We start from the raw sequence: 16,499 nt of genomic DNA on the forward strand, positions 1-16,499 counted from the left end.
TCCTTTTCAGCGGACGGGGGTGGGGACGGGGGTGCGGGCGGCCGGCGCTCGGGGCGGCCGACCGGCCAGGACGACGGCGGTGATGACGGCGAGGGCACCGACCAGTTGGAGGGGGGCCAGCGCCTGGCCGAGGACCAGGTAACCGAGGAGGACCGCGGCGAGGGGGCTGCCGAAGGACAGGAAGGAGACCGTCGGCGCGGGCAGGCGTTCGATGCCGCGGAACCAGAGCGCGTAGGCGATGAGCGCACCGATGACGCTCAGGTAGGCGAACCCGGTGAGGTTGCCGACGGTGATCCGGTCGGGGAGTCCCTCGACGAGGAGCAGGAAGGGGAGCAGGGCCAGCCCTCCGGCGGTCAGTTGCCATCCGGTGAAGGTCAACAGGGTCGTGCCCGGTGGGCGTCCCCAGCGTTTGGTGAGCACGATACCGGTGGCCATGCTGACCGCGCCGAGGAGACCGGCGATGACGCCGACGGTGTCGAGGGCGGCGTCGGGGCGCAGGACGAGGAGGGCGACCCCGGCGATGGCGGTGGTCGCGGCGACGATCTGGACCGGGCGGACCCGGTCGCCGAGCAGGAGGGCGGACAGGCCCAGGACGAGGATCGGCTGGATCGCCATGACGAGCGCGGCCACCCCGCCGGGCAGGTGGTAGGCGGCCACGAAGAGGAGGAGGAAGAAGGCGCCGATGTTGAGGACGCCCAGGACCGCGGAGCGCCACCACCAGGAACCGCGGGGCAGGACGCGGCCCAGGGCGATCAGGGCGAGGCCGGCCGGAAGGGCGCGGACCGTGGCGGCCAGCAGGGGGCGGTCCGGGGGGAGGAGTTCGGTGGTGACGAGGTAGGTGCTGCCCCACACGACCGGGGGGAGGGTGGTGAGGAGGAGGTCGGATAAGCCTCCCCGGGCGATGGCACTCATGACTCGATCACGAACCTTTCGATGTCGAACTTTCCGATGCCGAGATCATAGGCACACTGATAACCTGCATGTCAAACAGTTCGACGTCGAAAGGTTGCGCGACGATGCGGGACGCGGTGGACATGTTCCTCGACCAGTGGGCGCGTGAGCGCCCCGGCCTCGACGTCTCCCCCATGGGGCCGATCGGCCGTCTGTCGCGGGCCTCCCACCTGGTGGGGAAAAGGCTGAAGGAGAACTTCGCCCGGGAGGACATGGAGGCGTGGGAGTTCGACGTACTGGCGACGCTGGTGCGCTCCGGACCACCGCACACCCTCACCCCGAAGGAGCTGTCGGCGATGACCATGGTCGGCTCGGCCGCGATGACGAACAGGGTGGACCGGCTGGTCGCCAAGGGCATGGTCGGTCGCGAGGTGGACCCGGACAACCGGCGTCGGCTGCTCATCAGCCTCACCCCCGAGGGGGAGGCGTGGGTGGACCGGGTCCTGGAGGGCCATCTGGCCACCGAACGCCGTCTGTTGGCGGGGCTGAGCGAGGAGGATCGGGCGGGACTCGACCGGTTGCTGCGCGCCCTGTTGTGTTCGCTCGGCGACAGCCAGGACGACCTCGGCCCGGCCACCGCCACGGGCGACCGAGGAGGCCGGGGAAACCGTCCCGTGTGACGTCACGTCACACGGGACGGTGACGCGACGGCACTGACCCGGGGCGGGCCGCCGGGGGACGGTGAGGTCATGTCCTCTCACACCGAGCACCCACCGTCCGCTCCCGAAGCCGGGCCTTCGGCGCGCTCCACCCCGGTCGCCGAACGCGTGCTGGCACCGGACCTCGCCCGCGGCATGATGCTGCTGCTCATCGCCCTGGCCCACGTGCCCTGGTTCATCTACGACGCTCCCGGCGGCACCGCCCTGCTGCACCCCACCGAGGGGAACCTCGCCGACCGGATCGCCCAGGCCCTGACGATCATCGTCGTGGACGCCCGCACACACACCATGTTCGCCTTCCTCTTCGCCTACGGCATCGGCCAGATGTACGCCCGGCAGAGGACGCGCGGCACGAGCGAACGGGACGCCCGCAGGATCCTGCGCCGCCGCCACCTGTGGATGCTCGTCTTCGGCGCGGTGCACGCCGCCCTGCTGTGGCAGGGCGACATCCTGGGCGTCTACGGGCTGATCGGCCTCGTCATGCTGCCGCTGTTCTTCGACCGCAGCGACCGCACCGTCAAGATCGGGGTGGTCGTGCTGCTCGCCCTGGGCGCCCTGTTCGGCGCCCTCACCCTGTTCTTCTCCCTGGCCGCGGATCCGGTCGCGTCCGCCGGAGGGGCCGCCGACGTGCAGCGGCTCAGCATCTCCGAGACCGACTACCTGGTCTCCGCCGCGATCCGCCTGCCCACCTGGTTCCTCACCCTGTTCTCCGGCGTGCTCACGCTGGCCCTGCCCACGGCCTTCCTCATGGGCCTGCTCGCCGCCCGGCGGCGGATCCTGGAGGAGCCCGGACGCCACCTGCCGCTGCTGCGCCGGGTCGCCTTCTGGGGCATCTCCGTCGGGTGGGCCGTCGGCGCGGTGTTCGCCCTCCAGCACGTGGGCGTTCTGAGCCCCGACCACATGGCGGTGACCGCCTCCGCGCACTTCTTCACCGGCATCTTCACCGGGGTGGGCTACGCCGCGCTCTTCGGCCTCATCGCCCACCGCGTCAGCGCGCGCGGAACCCGGGACCGACTGCCGGTCCGGGCGCTGGTGTCCCTGGGCCGCCGCTCCCTGAGCGGTTACCTCGCCCAGTCACTGGTGTTCGCCCCGTTCCTCGCCGCCTGGGGCCTGGGCTGGGGCGTGCACCTGTCCAGTTGGTCGGCGGTGCTCGTGGCGGTCGCCACGTGGGCGGCCACCGTGGCGGTGGCGTTCCTGATGGACCGCGCCGGTGTGCGCGGCCCGGCGGAGACCCTGCTGCGCGGGCTCTCCTACCGCGCGAACCGCTGACGGCCCCCGCTCCCCGGCCCGGAAACCCCGGCGCCGGGGTTTCCGGGCCGGGGAGCGCGCGCCCCCAGGGGACGGGGCGGTCCGGAGCCGTCCGCTTGACCGGCGACGCGCTCTCCGTGCTCCGGCGGTGCCGGATCGGGTCCCGCTCGTCGTCGAAGGGCTCGGGTCCGCGGCTCGTGTCCCGGTCGTACACCGACCGTTGGAGCCGCGGACCCGAGACCCGGGATCCCCGAACCCGCCCTAGCTGCGGATGTTGATGTCGACGCAGACGTAGAAGGCGTTGGGGGTGTCGGCGATGTTCCACACCGCGAGGAGCTTCTGCCGGCCGTTGTAGCCGGACAGGTCCACGTTGTGCGTGAAGGTCGAAGGCGGCTGCGCCCCGTTGTCGTTGAACACGTCGACCCGCTGCCCGCCGATGAAGTACTCCCAGGTGGAGGTGCGGTGGTTGGCGGTGATGGTCCACGTGAAGGGCTGGGTGCGGCCCACGTCCGTCACCCGCCACCCGCGGCCGTCGTCGTTGAGCTCGGAGAACTGGGAGTTACCGCCGGAGCAGCTGGTGAGGCCCTTGGGGCCCTCCACGCTCTGCGGCTCCCACTGGATGGAGCCGCACTGGACGATGCCGGCGGCGCACTGGGCCTGCCGGCTCAGCGGATTGGAGATGTAGCCGTGGGCGTTGGCGACACCGGCGGGCATGAGGCCGAAGAACAGCGTGGTGGCGGCGGCGATGGCCGTCGCGGCGCGGAGGCGGCGCTTCCTGCGCGGGGTGGCGCCGGGGGGCGCGGACTCAAGGATCGACATGCGGGGCCCTTCTGTGGTGGGTCATGGTCCCCCTTCGCACGGGAACACGCCGAGGGGGACGCGTAGCGGGATGACCCGGACCGTGACCGGTCCAGGGCGGGGCTGGGCGCTCGGGGTTCGGATGGGCCCCTGGCACCGGACGGCGATGTCCCGGAGACCCCTGTGCACCGGGGTCTCCCGCCCGTTCTGGACGAACGTAAGCAGTCCGTGACGAACGGTCAAGAGCCCTGGTGGCGGGCCGTGGAGCGGCCGGACCAGACCGCCCGCCGGCCCAATGTGCGCGATCCGAGCGCTGGTACGGGCACCGAGGGGAAGGGTGTGAGCAGAGGGAACAGGGGGGACTCGGACACGCCGTGCGACCGGTCCGCTCCCGAAAGGAGTAGACCAATCCGGGGTGAGCGAGGTCACGGCACCAGACCTGACCAAAAGGTCATATTTCCCTTACCCGTTCGCCGAGGACCCGGTCGGAGCCTCGGCCCGAGAGCTTCGGAGTGTCCGGAACCACTCCGGGACGGTCCCCGCGCGCCGTACGGCCGAAGACCGGCCCCGGGGCGAGAACGCCTCCCACCGCGGCGGGCGCCCTGAGGGGCCTTCCCTCGTGGACGAGAGCGTCGACTCGGGTACGATCCCCGTCACACGAGAGGAGCGGGAGAGCCGTGTCGCCATCGCCGGGGGCGCGCACGCGCCCGAAGGTACGGCGTGTGTCACAGCAGGCGGAAGCGGTTATCTCCTACGATCCTGGACATGGACCGATCGTCCGACGCATCCCCGCTGCGGCGGATCACCGCCGAGTCCTGCCTCCTGGGCGGGGCCGGTCACGCCGTGCTGCTCCAGATCGCCCACCCGAGCGTCGCCCACGGGGTGCTCCACCACAGCGACTTCGACCACCGGCCGTTCTCCCGCCTGTTCGGCACCCTCGCCTACGTGTACGGGACGGTCTACGGCACCGAGGCCGAGAGGGAACGGCTGCACGCCATCGTCCGCGCGATGCACAAGAAGGTCACCGGCCCCGGCTACCGGGCGCTCGACGACGACCTGCTGCTGTGGGTCGCCGCCACGCTGTGCCACAACGCGGCCCGCCTGCACACGATGGTGTTCGGCGGGTTCCGGGACCGCGACGAGTACGCGCTCTTCCTGCGCGAGGCATCGGTGCTCGGCACCGCCCTGGGGCTGCCGGAGTCGGCCTGGCCGGGCACTCCCGAGGAGTTCGACGCCTACTGGGAGAAGGCGGTGTCGGGCCTGAAGGTCGGCGACGAGGCGCGCGACATCGCCCACCGCCTGTTCCGGCCCCGTCAACCGGTGCTGCGGGCGCTGATGCCCCTGCAACGGCTGCTGACCACCGGACTGCTCCCCCCCGACCTGCGCGAAGGGTTCGGCCTGCCCTGGTCGCCGCGCAGACAGCGGGTCTTCGACGCGGTCATCGGCGTCACGCGGACCGTCTACCCGCGTCTGCCCCGACCGTTGCGGGTCCTGCCCGCCACGGTGTGTCTGTGGTCCATGCGTCGCGGGGAAGCGGCCCGTCTCAGCCGCCGAACCGTTCGGCCAGGGCCGCACGGGCGCGCTCGGCGTCGGGCGATCCCACCTCGGTGAAGATCTCCGCGGCCGTCCGCAGGAACCCCTCCCCCCGATCCGCGGTCATCGTGGGCGCGGGCAGGGTGCCCAGGGCCAGGCAGGCACGGGCGACGATGTAGCGCTCATCGCGTTCGACGGCGAGGGCGTGGGCCTTCTCCAGGGCGATCACGGCCTCCTCGTGGTGACCCGCCTCGGCGTGGGTGATGCCCAGGTCGGTGAGGATCTCGGCGTCGCCGCTGCGGTGACCGGAGCTCTCGGCCAGGGCCAGGGCCTCCTCGTGGGCCTCGATCGCCTCGTCCCAGCAGCAGGCCGCCCGGTAGGCGACACCGAGGGAGTTGTGGATGTAGATCCGGCTGGCGACCAGCCCCAGCCGATGGGACAGATCCAGTGCCTCGTCGAGGTCGCGCAACGCCGATTCCACGTCCCCGAGACCGACCCTGGCCTCCCCCATGACCCGTTTGACCAGGGCCCTGGAGTCCTGGTCGTCCTCCTTCGGGACCTTGGCCAGCGCCTGTTCCGCGCAGTGGAGGGCCTCCCGGTGCTGGCCGAGGCTCTGCCGCACGACCGCCAGGTTGCCCCACTGGAGGGCCTCCAGCCGCCGGTCCCCCAAGGCCACCGCGTGTTCGAGGACACCCTGGATGGCCTCGGCCGACTCCCTCAGACGTCCGACCCGTTCGTAGACCATCCCGAGATTGGCCAGGGCCCGGATGATGCCCCGGCTGTCGCCCACGCGGGTGAGCAGGTCCCGGGCCTCGACGAGCATCCGCAGCGCGTCCTCGAACCGGCCGGAGAAGTAGTGTCCTATGCCCAGACCGATGAGGGTGACGGCACGGCCGCGGAGATTGCCCTGCCGGTCACTGATCTGGAGGGCCCGTTCCTGGGAGCTGATGAGCAGCCCCATCTGGCCGTACAGGGCGTAGAAGCGCCACACCGACTCGGCCATGCGCCAGGCGTGCTCCCCGTTGTCGTGCGCGGCGAAGTGCTCGATGGTGTCGGCGAGGTTGTCCCGGTGCAGATCGAACCAGCTCTCCGCGTCGGCGCGGCTCATCAGTTCGGTGCGGTAGCCGGGCTTGATCATCTCCTCGTCCTGGATGGCGCGGGGCCCGAGCAGGTCGGCGGCGTGCTGGGCGGTCGCCAGATAGTGGTCGGCGAGCCCCGTCCTGATCCGGCCCACGCGCTCCGCGCCGAACTCGCCGGTCGCCCGGTCCAGCGAGAACTCCCTTATGAGGTCGTGCATCCGGTACACGTCGCCCTGAGGCTCGTCGAGCAGGCACACTCCCACGAGTTCCTGGAGGATGTCGTCGGCCTCCTCCAGGGACACGTTCAGCAGCGCCGCCCCGCCCGCGAGGTCGATGGTGTTGCCGATCATCAGTCCCAGGGTCAGGAAGGCATGGCTCTGTTCTTCAGTGAGGCTGCGGTAGGAGAGGTCGATGGCGGTCTCGACGCTCTGTCCGTCGACCTGGAGTTCGCGGAACTTGCGGTTCTGCTCGGTGAGCCGGCGCACCACGTGCTCGAAGGACCACCGGGGACGGCTGAGCATACGGCCCGCGATCACGCGCAGGGCCAGCGGGAGGCCGCCGCAGATGCGTGCGATCTCGCGGGCGCGGTCCTCCTCGTCCCTGACGCGCGCCTCCCCCAGCACCCGTGAGAAGAGCTCCAGGGAGGACTGTTCGTCGAACATGCCGAGGGAGAGGAACCGGGCCCCGCTCAGGCCGGAGAGTTCGTTGCGGGTGGTGATGAGGGTGAGCGATCCGGGCGAGGACGACAGCAGCGGACTGACCTGGGCGTGGTTGACGGCGTTGTCCAGGATGAGCAGGATCCGGCGCCCCATGAGGGTGGCCCGCCACAGGGCGGCCCGTTCCTCCAGGGTCTCGGGGATCGTCTCCGGTTCCACGCCCACGGCGCGCAGGAGGGAACCGAGCGCGGAGGACGGGTCCAGGGGCTCCTTGCCCGCCGTGTACCCGTACAGGTCGATGAAGAGCTGGCCGTCGGGATAACGTTTGGCGGATTCGTAACCGAACCGCACGGCCGTGGTGGTCTTACCCTCTCCGCCGGCACCCGTGATGACGCAGACCTGGGCCCGGTCGTCATCGGCCAGTGCCACTTCCTCCAGGCTCCGCAGGACGTCTCCCCGTCCGGTGAAGTCGGGCAGGTCCCGGGGCAGGTCGTTGCGGATCCGATAGCGGACCCCGGGTTCCGTTGGTTCCGTCGCCGCGTTCCGTCCCTGTGCGGCGTCCTCGTGGAGGATGCGCGCGTGCAGGGCGGCGAGTTCGGGGCCGGGATCGACGCCCAGTTCGTCCGCCAGCCGCGCCCGGAAGTCCTCGTAGGCGGCCAGGGCGCGGGCCTTCTCGTTGTCCTGCCAGAGCGCGGTGATGAGCAGGTGGTGCAGGCGTTCGCGGAAGGGCTCCTCCCCGGCGAGCGGCGTGAGGCGGGAGATCACCTCGGCGTACCGGCCCAGTCCCAGGGCGCACGTGGCCCAGGCGATGACGGCCGCCCAGCGCTCCTCCCGGAGGGGCGAGATGACGGTGTGCTCCAAGGCCTCCGAGCCGATACCGGAGAAGGGGACTCCACTCCAGCAGGCCAGCGCGCGGTCCAGGAGCTCCACCGCGTGTTCGGGTTCGGCGCGGACCGCTTCGTCCCGCAGACGACGGAACCTGTGCAGGTCGACGCTCTCCGGATCGACGTCCAGGACGTAGCCGCCGGCCGTGGTGGAGATGCGGTCGGGGAGCAGCCGACGGAGGTGGGAGACCTGCACCTGGATGACCGAACGGGCGGTGCGCGGCGGGTCGTCGCTCCACAGGTAGGCGATGATCCGGTCCACGGTGACCTCGCGGCCGAGATCCACCAGAAGTGCGCCCAGGACACAACGCTGGCGCGGTCCACCGATCGAAACCGGACGCCCGTCGGACCAGACGGTGATGGGGCCGAGCACACCGAATTCCACAAGCAGCAACCCTAGCAAGGCGAATTGCGCACAATCGGATTCCGGGCACGCCAAAAGCTCCGAGCGTCTTCCCCTCACATCAGATACCCGGAGTGATCTTTTGGCTACTTCAAGCCGCTACTTCTCTTCCTTGGGCGCTTCTTCGACCGGTATTCCCTGACCGGGCTCCTCGGCGGGGGCCGGCACCACCGGGTCGGGTTCCGGGTAAGCGGGGGTCGGCGCCACCGGGTCGGGCTCCTGGTAGGGCCTCATCTTCGCCTCGGGCATCCCGTCGGCGACGATCGCCCCGAAACGGTCATCGAGAGTCAGCATCTGGGGGACTCGCACTCCTCGTCTCACCGCGCTCGTATAGAGCCGCAAGGTGGCCCTACGTCGTCTGAGTGTCATCACGGAACTCACCGCCCTTCGGGCGGACAGGGCCACCCGTGGCGAACTCCGCCTCGGGGAACGCCACGGGTGGCATGTGTCCAACGAACGTCGACCCGGTCCAGGGGTACGCGAGCCGTCCTCTCGCGACGACCGGTCGTGCCGAACGTGTTCAACACTGGAGCCACCCTCTTTCAGGGCGCTTTCAGTCCACTTACAGTCCGCGAGGAGACCGGGTTGGCGGCTCACTCCGGGCGGGGGCTCCGGAATGCCCGATCACGCACCCGTGGCTTTTCCCGGAGCACCGGGGCGGGAGGGCCGGCGCACGGCGGGACGGAGTGGAATGGTAATCGACTCCGAGAGCGTATTCGGTTTTTCCGATACCCCGGCGGCATCGGACGAAACGCGATCGGGACCTCACCGGCAGGAACGGCGTGACCGCCGGGGCGGCGCCGCGCCCCCCGCGCCCGCGTTCGACGAACCGGTCCGGCGGTCCCTCCCGGACCACCTCCGCGCGGTTCGGCGTCGATCGGCGGCGGTCCCGAGCGCACCACCTGGGACATGATCACGAACGTGATCGGGGTCGGACCGAGTCCGGCGAGCGGGCGGCTCCGGTCGACGTCGGCGAGTCGGATCCGGCCCGCGCGGCAGCACCGCGTGCAGCAGCGTTCCGGCGGTGTGGACGCACGACGATGGGACCCAGTAGCGTCCGGCGAGACCGGGCGCGTACGCGGGTAAGAGGATTGCGGAAGTCGTCGAGCGTGCCGTGGGTTCAGGAGAGTAGTGGGCGTCACCGTCCGCGCACGGGCGCCTCGGCGAACGACGGATCACGGATGACGGACGGTGTGCGCGAGGCAGGGCGCACGGGGAATCGGGAGGCATTGATGGAGGACGGCGACGGGAACGGCTGGGTGGGTCTGCCGGACGGGTCCAAGCGCTGGGGAGTCTACGGGGCCGCCGGGTTGCTGTTGTACGGCACCGACGTGGCCGGAACCGGCCATGTCCTCCTCCAGCACCGGGCCGAGTGGACGCACATGGGCGGCCTGTGGGGCATTCCCGGTGGTGCGCGCAACCGGGACGAGACCCCCTTGGAGGCGGCGATCCGGGAGTTCCGCGAGGAGATCGCCGGCGACCTGGCCGGCTACACGGTGGTGGGGGTGCACGAACACGACCTGGCGGTGTGGCGCTACGACACCTTCCTGGTGCGGGTTCCGGAGCTGGCCCCCTTCGAACCCGGCAACGAGGAGAGCATCGAGATCCGGTGGGTGCCGGTGACGACGGCGGAGTCGCTGCCGCTGCTGCCCGCCTTCCGGACGGCCTGGCCGTCGCTGGTGACGGATCTGAGCAGGAGCGTCGACGCCCCCGGCGTCACCGGGGCCACCAGGGCCACCGGACTCGGCCGAACGGGTGGGGCGTCCCCGGCGGGCACTTCTTGAGTCGACCGTTCGTTGTGCCGACGTGGTCCGCGTATCCCCCGTCCGTCCACCGGCCGCACCCTCCGGAGTGCGGTGGCGGTCCCTCGGGGGTAAGTCAGGGGTGTGCCCTGATGCGCGTGCGACCCTGGGCATTGCATTCTGATGGGGACGGCCCGGCCGAGAGCGGTCGTCACGCGAACGGACTGGAGCGGTGGACATGACGCTGGAGCGCGGTAACGCATTCACTCCCGTCGCCTCGGCGACGATGATCTGGCCTTGGACGATGTCCGTGCTGGGTGGGGCCGCCGGTGGCGCCCTCTTCTTCTTGACCAGCCTGAGCGGCGGCATCCTCCCCGCCGTCATGTCGGGCCTGGGCGCGGCCGTGATCTTCTTCTCGCTGATCGGCGGCGTGGGTGGCGTGCTCAGCAAGAAGGCCGACCGACGGGGCAGGCGGTACGCCGCCGCCTACCCCTTCCGATACGCCGCGGTTCCCGCGATCGTGGGCGGTGTGGGCTACGGGATCCTCACGTTGAGCCCGTTCACCGCGATCTTCGTCGCCCTCGCGATCTGGGCGACGGTGGGCGTGATCGCCATGGTGGTCGGGGACAAGAAGTAGGCTCGGTGTTTTCCGCTCAGGTGCGGAAAGGGAGAACACACCTACGGGAGCAACCGGGCGCCGATGACTGAAGCTGCTCGTCAGAAGATGGTCGAGCGGGTCCGAGGGCTCCTCCGCATGGCGGAGGACCCCTCGGTCACCGATGCCGAGAGCCAGGCGTTCACCGCCAAGGCCGCCGAGCTGATGACCCGCCACGCGATCGCGGAGGCCGAGACCCGCGCGGAGCGGGGCGAGGAACCCGACGCGATCGGCCGCATGGACTACACCGTCTCCGGGGCGGGTGGCCACGGCAAGGCCCGCGTGCGCGCCCTGGCCGACATCGCCGCCGCCTACGGATGCCAGTCGGCGGTCCGGGGCAACTCCTCGGAGAACACCGACCGGGTGATCATCCTGGTGGGCACGGTCAGCGCGCTGGACGCGCTGCGCATGCTGATGCCGTCGATCTCCATGCAGATGGAGTCGTCGGCGAAGTTCATGAGCTCGGCGCACGTGACCGATATCCGCGAACTGCGCAACTACACACGGTCGGCTCTGGAGACCGAGCGCAAAAGGTACTACCGGTCGTTCGTGCGCGCTTACGGGCAGGCGGTCGCCGAGCGCATCAAGGAGTTCCGTCGGCGCTTGCAGGAGATGGCGGGGCCGAACGGCACGGGGGGTTTCTCGGCCGGCAAGGACGGGACCTCGATCCGCGGCGCCGAACTGGTGCTCCGCGACGACGTGCACCGCGTCCAGGAGGAGTTCCAGAAGCAGTTCCCGCAGTTGCGCAAGCACCGGCCGGAGCGGACGCACAGTCCGGCCGGGGCACGGGCGGGGTACCAGCGAGGGCGGCAGGCACAGTTGGGCCTGGAGACGTCCGTAACCGGCGGGGGTACGTCCTCTCTGCCCACAAAAGAGTGACCGGGCAAGACTTGCGAGCCTTGCGCCTCATGTCCTAGTTTGCGTCACTTTGGGGGGTCGGAGAAGGCTCCGATCCACGAAGTTTTCCACAGGCTGTGCACAGAAACGCCCCCTGCGACGTTCTCGCACGTCAAAGCGTAAATGCGAGAGCGAAGCGGGGGCGATTCGGGTGCTCCTGGGGCTGATTACCCCGGGTTATCCACAGGCTGACCGCCGGCCTGTGGAAAACCTGTGGAAAGATCGCCGGCAAGTCGGGGAAAAGACCCGAATCCGCTGATCAGGACACCCGCAACGGCTGTACCAGATACCGGAAGGAGGGGGCCTCACCCTCCTTGGAGGGGACATCGGTGAACACGGCGGGTTTCGTCGGTTCCGTGAAGTTCAGGTGGGCGATGTCCGTCGAGATCGCCGTGAGGCCGTCCATCAGATAGTCCGGACGGAACGCGACCCGCAGCGGATCGCCCCGGTAGTCGACGGCGATCGCCTCCACCGCCTGGGCGTCCTCGCCGGAACCCGCCTCCAGCGACACCTCGCCCTCGCTGAACGCCAATCGCAGCGGGGTGTGCCGGTCGGCCACCAGGGCCACCCGCTTGACCGCCTCCATCAGGGGGGCCACCGCCACCTCGGCACGGGCGGCGAACTCGGCGGGGAACCAGGCGGCGTACTTGACGAAATCGCTGTCGATCAATCGGGTGGTGCTGCTGCGCACCCCGTTCTCGAAGCCGATGGTCCCCTCCCCCGGCGCCAACCCGCCGCTTCCGGGCCCGGTCGACAGGGCGACGTCGACGTTGGAGCCGCCGATCACGCCCCGGACCATGTCGTGCAGGGTGCGCGCGGGCACCAGCGCGGACACGTCGATGCCGGGGTCGTCCGGTTTCCACCACAGTTCGCGCACCGCGATGCGGTAGCGGTCGGTGGCCACCAGGCTCAACGTGTCGGCGGTGAAGTCCAGGTAGGCGCCGGTCAGCATCGGCAGGGTGTCGTCACGACTCGCGGCGGGGGTGACCTGGCGGACCGCCTCCACGAAGGTGTCGGCGGGCACCGAACCGATCCTGTCCGGCATGCCGGGCAGGGTGGGGTAGTCCTCCAGAGGCATGGTGATGAGGGTGAACCGGGCGGCGCCCCCGCTGATCCGCACCCTGGTGCCGTCGGTGTCGATGTGCACCGAGCCCTCGGGGAGGGTGCGCACGATCTCGGCGAGCAGTCGGCCGGGGACCAGGACCGCGCCGGCCTCCTCCACCAGCACCTCGACCGAGGCCCGCGTGGAGACCTCGTAGTCGAAGCCGGACAGCCCCATCGTGGAACCGCCCTGAGGGACCTCCAGTCGCATTCCGGCGAGCACGGGTACGGCGGGGCGGCTGGGGAGGGCCCGCGCGGTCCAGGCCACCGCCTCGGCGAACGCGTCGCGGTCCACACGCAGTTTCACGATCTGCCTCCTCGTCGGCATGCTTCAGGGTCAACGTACCCAGCGTCGACGACAAAGCGACGAGCCCCGGACGGACCCGTGAAAAGGGGCGCGACCAGGGCCGATCGTGTTCGTTATGTGGCTGTGGGGGCGGGTGTCACTTCCGGTTCGGCTTGAGCGTCCAGATGATCGTCATCTTGCCGGTGACGGTGCCGTCCGCCGTACGGATCTCCACGTCGATGGGGAACTCGGGGCGCCGGCCCCCGTCGAGTTCGGCGATGACCTCTTCGCGCGGGCGGCCGAGCACGGCCTCGGCGGTCAGGTCGCCGGTGGCCATCTTCAGGAAGTGGATCTCGGCCTTGGTGGGCAGGGGCAGGGCGCGGTCCATGGTGTCGCCGAAGGTACCGACGATGATGGCCCCGGAGGCCGACTCGGCCAGGGTGAACATGGCGCCCGCGTGCGCGCCACCGATGTGGTTGTGGTGGTCGGGGTCGTCGGGCAGGCGCATCTCGGCGCGGCCGAGGTCCAGGTCGACGAAGGAGAGGCCGAGAGTGCGGGCGAAGGGCACCGCGGCCAGGAAACCGGACTTGACCATCTCCGCCGTCTCGGCGTTCATGTTTGCCATGTCTCGAATGTTACTCGTGAGTAACCCACACACGCCACCCTGGCGCCGGGAAGTTCCCCGGCGACCACGTGCCGGCTGGACACGTGGGCTACGATGACCCACGGAGACCGAGAGGTCCCGGGGGAGGGTTCGCATAGCGGCCGAGTGCAGTGCTCTTGAAAAGCACCAAGTCCTTGACGGGGCTTCATGGGTTCAAATCCCATACCCTCCGCAGAATCAGGGAGTTTCCCCAGGTGGGAGGCTTCCAAGGAACACGGCGAAGGCCGGTGGTCCCGGGCCGGTGCACATTCAGTGCACATGGTCCATAGGCCACCGGCCTTCGGTGTATCCGGGGTCTTGTCCCCGCTGGGGTCGGTGAAGGAGGGCTCACGCGGTCAGTGCGGCCAGCCGGGCGACGTCCATGGCTTCGGCCACCTCGTCCAGGCGGTCCGGGAACAGGTGTCCGTACCGGTCCAGGGTCATCGTGGCCGTGGCGTGTCCGAGCATCGACTGCACCACCTTCACGTCGGCCCCGGAGGCGATGGCGAGTGAGGCGGCTGTGTGCCGGAGCTTGTGCGGGGTGAGCCCCTTGCCCGCCAGACCGGCCGCCTGCACCGCGTTGCCGAACTCTCGGTAACGCCAGTTGCGGATGCGCAGCGGAGCGCCCCGACGAGTCGTGAACACCAGTTCATCGGGGTCGCGCCCTTCCAGGAGCAGCCGCAGTTCGGGCACCAGCGAGGGAGGCACGGGCACCGTGCAGGGCTTGCCCGTCTTGGGGGTCTGTTCGATGAGTTCGCCCTCCACCTCAGCGAAGGCCACCACCACCCGCACCCGGCGCCGCTCCAGATCCATCCTTCCCACCCGCAGGGCAGCAGCCTCGTTGAAGCGCAGACCCGTGTAGGCCAGCAGCAGGATCAGCGCACGGTTGACCGGAGCGGTCGAGGCGATCTGCCCGTACTTGGTGCGCAGCCCGCCAGCGGCGTTGGCCAGAGCCTCCACCTGGACGTGGTCGAGGTAGACGTGTTCGGACTCGGAGGGCTTGGGCAGCGGCACGCCCTTGGCCGGGTTGTAGGGGATGCGCCGGGGCACGCACCAGCCGAGCACCATCGACAGCACGACGTGCGCGTGCCTGGTCTGGGAGGCCCCGAGGTTCGATCCGCCCTCGTCCCGCGGCTTCTGGAGCTGGGCCACCCATACGGCGACGTCCTCCCCGTGGATTGCCGAGAGCGGTTGGTCTCCCCAGCGCGGAAGCACGTGGTTGTCGAGCACGGCCCGGTACTGCCACCAGGTGGACCGCTTGATGTCGGTACGGGTGGTCAACCACTTCTCAGCCATCTGCCCGAGGGTGACTTTTGCGGCCGAGGGGTCGCGGTAGGAGCCTTCGCGCAGGCTGTTCTCGATCTCGGTCTGCCGCTTCTCGGCGTCCGGCTTCTTCTTGTAGGTGCCGGCGCTTTTGATCTTCCCGGAGGGGTCGTAGTAGCGGACCATCCACCGCGCGGGAGGGGTGCGCTTGGCGGCTCTGGCCTTGCGTACGGCTTCGGTGTACGCCTTGTCCTTGGTGCGGTCGTAGACCCAGGCACGGGCCATAGTCAGTCTCCTTGGGGGGGTTACCGGGTTCGGACCCAGGCGTGGACCTCAGCGGGCACGTAGCGCACGTACCGGCCGATGCGGTGGGAGGGAGGACCGTCGCCCTTGTAGCGCCACTCGTAGAGCGTCTTGGCGGGCACACGGAGGTAGGCGGCTGTGTCCTTGACCGACCAGAGCCCTTCCTCAGCACGGGACCGGGGCACGGTCGGAGTGGTGCCAGCGGTTCTCATGCGGCCCTCGTCTCGGTGGTTGCCGAAAGATCGTTCTGCCGTGCGGCGTCGAGCTGGGAACGGCGTTTGAGAGCTTCACCCACCGCGCGGAGGAGCCGTTGTTCTCGGGGAGCCACGTCCGGATCGGTGGGACGTGCGAGTTCCCAGGCGTAGTCATCGGAGTTGACCGAGGTCAGCACCGGGGAACGCGGGTGTTCGTCGTCGCCCTGGCCCTCGCCTGTGGGGTCGACACCGAGTGCGTCCAGGACCCAGGCCAGCCGGTCCGCCTTGTGGTCGGCCAGGGTCTTGCCGGACCACTTACGGGAGACCAACACGCGACGGCCCGCGTAGCCGAGGTGTTCGCGTCGGTGGGCTTTGGAGCGGCAGAACCCGGGACGCTGACCGGCTTTAACGTCCTGGGGCTGGATGCCGTACCGGAGCCAGTTCGAGCAGCGAGGCGAACAGGGCTTCGAAGGCTTCCCGATAGGGGGTGACGTGCTCGGGCCCGGTCAGGGTCATCTGGGCGGTGAAGGTCTCCACCAGCACCCCGGCCTCATCGCACACGGTGAACCCGTGCGGAGGCATCACCGGCAGGCCCACACCCCAAGGGATGACCCCGAGGGACACGTTCGGCCGTTCAGCGACCGCAGCGAGGTGTTCGAGCTGGGCGGGCATGAACTCACCCGACCCGGGCCAGGTGCGTAGCGCCGACTCGGTCACCACCAGTCGGAAGGACTTGCCTTCGTCCGCCAAAACCCTGTCCCAGTCCGCAAACGAGCCTGCGCCACCACCGGCAGCGGTCGCGTACTCGGGAACCCGCAACACCGCCGGAACCATCGCGTCTTGGAATCCCCATACCGCCGACGCTGACGCGAGGAGCTTCCGCCCAGCACCAGGAACGAGGGAGACCCCGGCATCCACCCGCTTCTCCGACGAGGCGAGCGCGTAGGCATCCCGGGCCATCAGGGTCAGCCGCTTGGCCTCTTCCTGCGAGAACGGCAGAGCCGCGATCAACTGCTCTACCGCTTCCACGCTGGCGACGCGTTGCCCGCTCTCCACCCGGGACACGGTCGGCTGCGAAACCCCTGCACGTGCAGCCAGAGAAGCGCCCGAACAGCGGCTCCGCTTCCGTGCTTCCTGCAGCAACTCACCGATAGCTTCCAAATCCATCTTAGACACGAAATGACTCTAATCCAACTTAATACCA

General features: G+C 69.8%; 15 protein-coding genes, 1 tRNA gene and 1 pseudogene. 7 read left to right on the forward strand and 10 right to left on the reverse strand.

What is annotated here, in order from left to right; all coding sequences use genetic code 11:
* Window positions 1–6: 6 nt before the first annotated feature.
* Window positions 7–912 (reverse strand): EamA family transporter, encoded by a 906-nt coding sequence (locus RM479_RS21330; RefSeq protein WP_311513541.1) that lies wholly within the window; start codon window positions 910–912, stop codon window positions 7–9.
* A gap of 104 nt (window positions 913–1,016) precedes the next feature.
* Between RM479_RS21330 and RM479_RS21335 the strand changes: the two genes are divergently transcribed.
* The gene (locus tag RM479_RS21335) at window positions 1,017–1,571 is read left to right on the forward strand and encodes a MarR family winged helix-turn-helix transcriptional regulator (protein WP_274812265.1); all 555 of its coding nucleotides are present in this window, start codon (window positions 1,017–1,019) and stop codon (window positions 1,569–1,571) included.
* Between the two features lie 69 nt (window positions 1,572–1,640).
* Complete coding sequence (locus RM479_RS21340) at window positions 1,641–2,879, forward strand: DUF418 domain-containing protein (RefSeq protein WP_311513542.1); 1,239 nt, start codon at window positions 1,641–1,643, stop codon at window positions 2,877–2,879.
* Window positions 2,880–3,119: 240 nt separating this feature from the next.
* Here the strand turns inward: RM479_RS21340 and RM479_RS21345 are convergent, their stop codons facing one another.
* On the reverse strand, window positions 3,120–3,677 hold the full coding sequence (locus tag RM479_RS21345) for a lytic polysaccharide monooxygenase auxiliary activity family 9 protein (protein ID WP_311513543.1): 558 nt from the start codon (window positions 3,675–3,677) through the stop codon (window positions 3,120–3,122).
* A 744-nt stretch (window positions 3,678–4,421) separates the two neighbouring features.
* Between RM479_RS21345 and RM479_RS21350 the strand changes: the two genes are divergently transcribed.
* Window positions 4,422–5,267 (forward strand): oxygenase MpaB family protein, encoded by an 846-nt coding sequence (locus RM479_RS21350; protein ID WP_311513544.1) that lies wholly within the window; start codon window positions 4,422–4,424, stop codon window positions 5,265–5,267.
* Here the strand turns inward: RM479_RS21350 and RM479_RS21355 are convergent.
* Window positions 5,200–8,193 (reverse strand): AfsR/SARP family transcriptional regulator, encoded by a 2,994-nt coding sequence (locus RM479_RS21355; protein WP_449590054.1) that lies wholly within the window; start codon window positions 8,191–8,193, stop codon window positions 5,200–5,202. The genes RM479_RS21350 and RM479_RS21355 overlap by 68 nt on opposite strands.
* Before the next feature lie 117 nt (window positions 8,194–8,310).
* The gene (locus RM479_RS21360; protein ID WP_311513545.1) at window positions 8,311–8,505 is read right to left on the reverse strand and encodes a hypothetical protein; all 195 of its coding nucleotides are present in this window, start codon (window positions 8,503–8,505) and stop codon (window positions 8,311–8,313) included.
* A 938-nt stretch (window positions 8,506–9,443) separates the two neighbouring features.
* On the opposite strand from RM479_RS21360, the gene RM479_RS21365 reads away from it, so the two are divergent.
* From RM479_RS21365 to RM479_RS21375, 3 genes are all read left to right on the forward strand, one after another.
* Entirely contained in the window at window positions 9,444–9,995 is a 552-nt protein-coding gene (locus RM479_RS21365; RefSeq protein WP_311513546.1) for an NUDIX hydrolase, read from the forward strand.
* A gap of 196 nt (window positions 9,996–10,191) precedes the next feature.
* Window positions 10,192–10,590, forward strand: a complete 399-nt coding sequence (locus RM479_RS21370) for a hypothetical protein (protein WP_274812259.1) — start codon at window positions 10,192–10,194, stop codon at window positions 10,588–10,590.
* 87 nt (window positions 10,591–10,677) lie between these two features.
* The gene (locus RM479_RS21375) at window positions 10,678–11,487 is read left to right on the forward strand and encodes a DUF2786 domain-containing protein (RefSeq protein WP_274812324.1); all 810 of its coding nucleotides are present in this window, start codon (window positions 10,678–10,680) and stop codon (window positions 11,485–11,487) included.
* A 277-nt stretch (window positions 11,488–11,764) separates the two neighbouring features.
* Here the strand turns inward: RM479_RS21375 and dnaN are convergent, their stop codons facing one another.
* The gene (dnaN, locus tag RM479_RS21380; protein ID WP_311513547.1) at window positions 11,765–12,913 is read right to left on the reverse strand and encodes a DNA polymerase III subunit beta; all 1,149 of its coding nucleotides are present in this window, start codon (window positions 12,911–12,913) and stop codon (window positions 11,765–11,767) included.
* 136 nt (window positions 12,914–13,049) lie between these two features.
* On the reverse strand, window positions 13,050–13,508 hold the full coding sequence (locus RM479_RS21385; protein WP_311513598.1) for a DUF4442 domain-containing protein: 459 nt from the start codon (window positions 13,506–13,508) through the stop codon (window positions 13,050–13,052).
* A 131-nt stretch (window positions 13,509–13,639) separates the two neighbouring features.
* Between RM479_RS21385 and RM479_RS21390 the strand changes: the two genes are divergently transcribed.
* A tRNA-Ser gene (locus tag RM479_RS21390) sits at window positions 13,640–13,728 on the forward strand.
* A 155-nt stretch (window positions 13,729–13,883) separates the two neighbouring features.
* Here RM479_RS21390 and RM479_RS21395 read toward each other — a convergent pair.
* The 4 genes and pseudogenes from RM479_RS21395 to RM479_RS21410 form a co-directional block, all read right to left on the reverse strand.
* Window positions 13,884–15,083: a tyrosine-type recombinase/integrase gene (locus RM479_RS21395; RefSeq protein ID WP_311513548.1), complete on the reverse strand. Its 1,200-nt coding sequence runs from the start codon at window positions 15,081–15,083 to the stop codon at window positions 13,884–13,886.
* A 20-nt stretch (window positions 15,084–15,103) separates the two neighbouring features.
* Window positions 15,104–15,313, reverse strand: a complete 210-nt coding sequence (locus RM479_RS21400; RefSeq protein ID WP_311513549.1) for a helix-turn-helix transcriptional regulator — start codon at window positions 15,311–15,313, stop codon at window positions 15,104–15,106.
* Window positions 15,310–15,762 (reverse strand): annotated as a pseudogene (locus RM479_RS21405) (replication initiator); the annotation flags it as partial. The pseudogene RM479_RS21405 and the gene RM479_RS21400, both read right to left, overlap by 4 nt.
* On the reverse strand, window positions 15,701–16,462 hold the full coding sequence (locus tag RM479_RS21410; RefSeq protein WP_311513600.1) for a Scr1 family TA system antitoxin-like transcriptional regulator: 762 nt from the start codon (window positions 16,460–16,462) through the stop codon (window positions 15,701–15,703). The gene RM479_RS21410 and the pseudogene RM479_RS21405, both read right to left, overlap by 62 nt.
* Window positions 16,463–16,499: the final 37 nt, after the last annotated feature.

The sequence above is a fragment of the Nocardiopsis lambiniae genome, from assembly GCF_031845465.1.
Taxonomy (GTDB): Bacteria; Actinomycetota; Actinomycetes; order Streptosporangiales; family Streptosporangiaceae; genus Nocardiopsis; species Nocardiopsis lambiniae.

Coding starts and splice junctions, on each gene's coding strand:
- RM479_RS21365 (WP_311513546.1), top strand. CDS start 9,444: ATGGAGGACGGCGACGGGAACGGCTGGGTGGGTCTGCCGGACGGGTCC.
- RM479_RS21370 (WP_274812259.1), top strand. CDS start 10,192: ATGACGCTGGAGCGCGGTAACGCATTCACTCCCGTCGCCTCGGCGACG.
- RM479_RS21410 (WP_311513600.1), bottom strand. CDS start 16,462: ATGGATTTGGAAGCTATCGGTGAGTTGCTGCAGGAAGCACGGAAGCGG.
- RM479_RS21335 (WP_274812265.1), top strand. CDS start 1,017: ATGCGGGACGCGGTGGACATGTTCCTCGACCAGTGGGCGCGTGAGCGC.
- RM479_RS21400 (WP_311513549.1), bottom strand. CDS start 15,313: ATGAGAACCGCTGGCACCACTCCGACCGTGCCCCGGTCCCGTGCTGAG.
- RM479_RS21330 (WP_311513541.1), bottom strand. CDS start 912: ATGAGTGCCATCGCCCGGGGAGGCTTATCCGACCTCCTCCTCACCACC.
- RM479_RS21345 (WP_311513543.1), bottom strand. CDS start 3,677: ATGTCGATCCTTGAGTCCGCGCCCCCCGGCGCCACCCCGCGCAGGAAG.
- RM479_RS21360 (WP_311513545.1), bottom strand. CDS start 8,505: ATGCTGACTCTCGATGACCGTTTCGGGGCGATCGTCGCCGACGGGATG.
- RM479_RS21340 (WP_311513542.1), top strand. CDS start 1,641: ATGTCCTCTCACACCGAGCACCCACCGTCCGCTCCCGAAGCCGGGCCT.
- RM479_RS21385 (WP_311513598.1), bottom strand. CDS start 13,508: ATGAACGCCGAGACGGCGGAGATGGTCAAGTCCGGTTTCCTGGCCGCG.
- RM479_RS21350 (WP_311513544.1), top strand. CDS start 4,422: ATGGACCGATCGTCCGACGCATCCCCGCTGCGGCGGATCACCGCCGAG.
- RM479_RS21395 (WP_311513548.1), bottom strand. CDS start 15,083: ATGGCCCGTGCCTGGGTCTACGACCGCACCAAGGACAAGGCGTACACC.
- RM479_RS21375 (WP_274812324.1), top strand. CDS start 10,678: ATGGTCGAGCGGGTCCGAGGGCTCCTCCGCATGGCGGAGGACCCCTCG.